Genomic DNA, 4648 nt, shown 5'->3' on the forward strand with positions numbered 1-4648 from the left:
ACTACCTGAAGCCCACCAACTCGCCATCCGCGAAGAAATCGCCGCCAATCCCGACGTAGACAATATCAAGCTCGTCACCAGCAATGCCCTGAGTCTCTCCAAATATCTCGACGCTGGCGCACAAGTCCAAGTCCTCAATGATTCTAAAGTCGATCTCGCTACCGCTCTCGAAGAAGCAATGCGTGTCGGATGTCTTCCCGTCGCCGCCGATGTGCTCAAACAAGCCGCACAATTAGAGCAGACAATGACCAAATTCTATCTTACCTGGAAACGCTTAGGTAGCTTAGTAGACAGGTTGTACGTCGATACAGGAGCCAGTACGCCCAACTTGCGATCGCTTATTGCCTGCGTCGAACGCCTCTCCAGCGAAATCGTCGAAGTTCCCCTCGATGATAGCGGTGAAAACTCAATTCGCTTGCGCGTAATGACTGGTGAGTAATTAACTTTTAGCTTTTCTCATAGAAAAACGTAGTTACAACGTCGATCGTATTAGTTGGGTCGCTCGAACAACGACCCTAAATCCTGGCGACCATTAACAACACGAACGATCTCAATTTCGTCATTCATGGTTCGATACAAGATAATGTAGCCATCCAAAGGCAACCCTCTCAACCCAGTTTGTAAATCGTCATAGCTACGACCGATATTAGAAAAGCTGATAAGCTGCTGGCAACGTTTGTTAAATCCCTGTAAAAACTTTTCACCTGCTTCAACATTCACATCCGCAAAGTATGCTGAAATTGACTCTAAATCGCGAATGGCAGGTTGTGAGATAGTGTACCTACTCACTCTTTAACCTCTTTATTAAGTCGCAATTTTGCGAGGATGTCATTCACCGCCGTCTCACCGTCAACACCTTCACCTCGATCGAGAGATTCAATTCCTGCTCTTACTTGCTCGCGAGTCTGAACTACCCACGACTGATAAGATTCTCGTTCTGTCTCCAATCTGGTTAAGGCTGCCTGAAGTACTTCGTCAGCCGTTTGGAAGCTACCCGTCGCGATTAAATTAGCGACGATCGTTTCTTGCTCGGAATTTAGCGTGATGCTCATCGCCGGAAAGATTTAGAGGTGAATACACATCTATTTTAGCAAACTCTATCTTGCGCCGATTGCCGATCGAGCCGTGAGGCATAATATTAATAAGACTTTTGGAGCATGTCACAAATGGTTCAGACCCCAGTTATACAAACCACCCTAGCAGAGTTCTTGGAGCTGCCAGATACTAAGCCTGCCAGCGAATACATCAATGGTGAAATCATTCAAAAACCTATGCCCCAAGGACAACATAGCATCATTCAACTCGAACTTGGGATGGAAATCAATCAAGCTCTCAGAAGAAAAGGAATTGCTACAGCCTTTTCTGAATTGCGATGTACTTTTGGAGGTAGATCGGTCGTGCCCGATTTGACAGTGTTTGAAGATGATAGAATTCCCAGTAATGAAGATGGTGATATCGAAAATGTCTTTAATATTCCTCCCGACTGGACGATTGAAATACTTTCACCAGACCAAAGCACTACTAAAGTACTAAAAAATATCAATCACTGCCTAGCTTATGGTACTCAAATGGGCTGGCCGATCGACCCGAAAGAGCGATCGATATTTGTGATGGGAATCGATCGAAATTTTCAAATTATCGATGAACCAAATACTGTTTTACCCATACCAGAATTTGCGAAAGAGATTCGGTTAACTGTAGAGCAACTATTTAACTGGATTAAGAAAACCGCTAAACCTGAATAGCACAAAAATCTAAGCGCACATCAAAATACTGTATGGCAACCGCCAAGATGGTTAGGACATTTTCTAATTAACGTGAGTTTCTCGCATGGGAGAGGCTGTGCCTACAGCAGGCTACGCCAACGCTAACGGATTTAGGATATTGGCTCTGCTCTGGCACCGCACTCGATTGAAATCAGTGCTAATAGTGCGAAGTCCGCCTGCGCGGACTAAGATATTCAGTCCGCGCAGGCGGACTTTGCATCACCAGCGGCGATTTCAATCGCTGTCTGTCCCAACCGCTATACCAAAAAAGCACAGGTCATAATTTGACCTGTGCTTTTTAAAAACTAGCTAATCTTGAGATCTAATATCTAGGTACCAGAAGTCCAAGAGTTGGCGTAATCGATTTGATCTGCTGTCAGGGTATCGATTTGGATGCCCATTGCTTCGAGCTTCATCCGGGCGATTTCCTTATCCACATGGACGGGGATAGAGTGGATGCCTGGAGTTAGTTCGCCTCGGTTTTTGACGAGGTATTCGCAAGCCATCGCTTGGTTGGCGAAGCTCATGTCCATAACAGCACTAGGATGACCTTCTGCTGCTGCGAGGTTGACGAGACGACCTTCACCGATGACGATGATGGATTTACCGTTATTGAGTTTGTACTCTTCCGTGAAGTTACGGACGGTGCTGACACCAGAGGATTTGCTCGATAATGCTTTGAGATCGATTTCGATATCAAAGTGACCGGAGTTACAAACGATCGCACCATCTTTCATCACGTCGAAGTGTTCGGCGCGGATGATGTGCTTGTTACCAGTAACGGTGATAAAGATGTCACCGACAACCGATGCTTTCGCCATTGTCATCACGCTAAAACCGTCCATGACGGCTTCAATTGCCTTGGTTGGGTCAATCTCAGTGACGATGACGTTTGCACCCATTCCACGGGCACGCATGGCGGTACCTTTGCCACACCAGCCATAACCAGCGACGACGATGGTTTTACCAGCGAGGAGGATGTTGGTAGCGCGGAGGATACCATCGAGGGTGGATTGTCCGGTGCCATAACGGTTGTCAAAGAAGTGCTTGGTATCGGCATCATTGACGTTAACTGCTGGGAAGGTGAGGACTCCAGCTTTGAACATCGCTTCGAGACGAACGATACCTGTGGTGGTTTCTTCGGTAGTACCGATCAAATCGCCCAGTTGGTGTTGGCGTTCTTGAACCATAGTTGCGACTACATCACAACCATCATCGACGATGATGTTGGGGCGGTGATCTAGAGCAGTTTGAACGTGGCGTTTGTAAGTAGCTTCGTCTTCACCACGGAAGGCAAAGACGGGAATTCCATAATCGACAACTAAACTAGCTGCAACATCATCCTGGGTAGAGAGTGGGTTGCTAGCAATCAAGATCGCATCAGCACCAGCCGCCTTAATCGCGATCGCGAGGTGAGCGGTTTCAGTGGTAATGTGGCAACAAGCAACGATCCGAATTCCAGCTAAAGGCTTCTCTGCTGCAAATCTGTCGCGGATCTGACGCAGCACAGGCATTTCTCGCCCTGCCCACTCAATCCGTTGCTTGCCTTGGGGCGCGAGCGATAAATCTTTTACTTCGTGTTTTAGTGCAGTTGCAATCATAGATGCAGTTTGTAAATATATTTAAACTTCGATCTTTTCTTAGGTTACAGGAAAATATCGAGTTTATCACTCCGCATAATTAACTAGAGTCGTACCTTATCCAAATATCTCCAGTGGCTACTCAGTCTGAAATCATTACTGGCTCTAGCATCTATTCCTAAATCTCGATCGCCGATCGCCCAAAAATTTCCTTGTCAAAATGTGCCCAACTTTACTTGTCAAACTCCAGAGATCGCCAGATCCAGCGATCGACACCAAGAACGCCCGATCGCTACTGTAAAATCTGCAAGGATACTCTCGTGAAATTTTAGATTTCGTGGCTCACTCTAGAACTGCTGATACTCGGTATAGTGTGGGTGAGTTAATAATCAACTATTGCTACGCCGATTAGCCTTTTAAACAATCTTATTATCGAAAATTAAACTATTAAGTCATGTTAGATATATTGTTAAACTGGCTCGATCCGAATGTCAGTAATCCGTGGTTAGTGGCGATCGCGCTCAACTCAATTTTATTAGTTGTTGCGGTTATTATTCCCAAGAAACTATTAACCCCAGCCGGATTAATTAATGCTTGGGGATTGGGGGTAGTTGTCTGGGGGACATTGGGATGGCGCGGTTATGGGGTAGTAATGTTTTATTTCTTGGTGGGTTCGGCGGTAACTCGGATCGGCATGGCGCAAAAAGAAGCTGAAGGCATCGCCGAAAAACGCGGTGGTGCCAGAGGGCCAGAAAATGTGTGGGGTTCGGCTTTTGCTGCTACGATCTGTGCGATCGGGGTCGCGACAATCGAGATAGGTTGGCTCGATCCTGACTGGAAATCTCTATTATTATTAGGCTATGTCGCGAGTTTTAGCACCAAATTAGCAGATACGACAGCGAGTGAAGTTGGTAAAGCTTATGGTAAAAGTACTTTTTTGATTACGACATTACAGCCTGTCGCCAGGGGAACTGAAGGGGCAATTAGTCTAGAAGGTACGCTCGCGGGGATTGTTGGCGGCGTGCTGATTTCGTTAGTTGCCTATAGCTTTGGGCTGATTACTCTAACAGGCGTAGTTATTTGTACGATCGCGGCGTTTGTGGCTACCAATCTGGAAAGCGTTATCGGCGCTACTTTACAATCCAAACTCGACTGGCTTACTAACGAACTTGTCAATGTTATCAATACAATTATCGGTGCGGTAGTCGCGATCGCGATCGCGACATTGTGGCACTAATATTTAGTATAAAATCCCAACAAAATGTCGTTTTTGCGATAGCATCAGAAAAAGGGATTTTGGCA

General features: G+C 46.1%; 5 protein-coding genes and 1 pseudogene. 3 read left to right on the top strand and 3 right to left on the bottom strand.

The window, feature by feature from the left end; all coding sequences use genetic code 11:
- Positions 1–439 (top strand): annotated as a pseudogene (locus RMO35_RS08130) (hypothetical protein); the annotation flags it as partial.
- 50 nt (positions 440–489) lie between these two features.
- Here RMO35_RS08130 and RMO35_RS08135 read toward each other — a convergent pair.
- Together RMO35_RS08135 and RMO35_RS08140 are read right to left on the bottom strand one after the other, a co-directional pair.
- Entirely contained in the window at positions 490–789 is a 300-nt protein-coding gene (locus RMO35_RS08135) for a type II toxin-antitoxin system RelE/ParE family toxin (protein WP_309740120.1), read from the bottom strand.
- On the bottom strand, positions 786–1052 hold the full coding sequence (locus RMO35_RS08140; protein WP_309740122.1) for a type II toxin-antitoxin system ParD family antitoxin: 267 nt from the start codon (positions 1050–1052) through the stop codon (positions 786–788). Before RMO35_RS08140 ends, RMO35_RS08135 begins: the two co-directional genes overlap by 4 nt.
- A gap of 114 nt (positions 1053–1166) precedes the next feature.
- Here RMO35_RS08140 and RMO35_RS08145 point away from each other — a divergent pair, with 114 nt between their 5' ends.
- Positions 1167–1745 carry a Uma2 family endonuclease gene (locus RMO35_RS08145; RefSeq protein WP_309740123.1) on the top strand — a complete coding sequence of 193 codons (579 nt, stop codon included), beginning with the start codon at positions 1167–1169 and terminating at the stop codon, positions 1743–1745.
- A 350-nt stretch (positions 1746–2095) separates the two neighbouring features.
- Here RMO35_RS08145 and ahcY read toward each other — a convergent pair whose 3' ends face one another.
- On the bottom strand, positions 2096–3367 hold the full coding sequence (gene ahcY, locus RMO35_RS08150; RefSeq protein WP_309740126.1) for an adenosylhomocysteinase: 1272 nt from the start codon (positions 3365–3367) through the stop codon (positions 2096–2098).
- Between the two features lie 433 nt (positions 3368–3800).
- Between ahcY and RMO35_RS08155 the strand changes: the two genes are divergently transcribed.
- Complete coding sequence (locus RMO35_RS08155) at positions 3801–4583, top strand: TIGR00297 family protein (RefSeq protein ID WP_309740127.1); 783 nt, start codon at positions 3801–3803, stop codon at positions 4581–4583.
- Positions 4584–4648: the final 65 nt, after the last annotated feature.

It is taken from the genome of Chamaesiphon sp. OTE_20_metabat_361, from assembly GCF_031364565.1.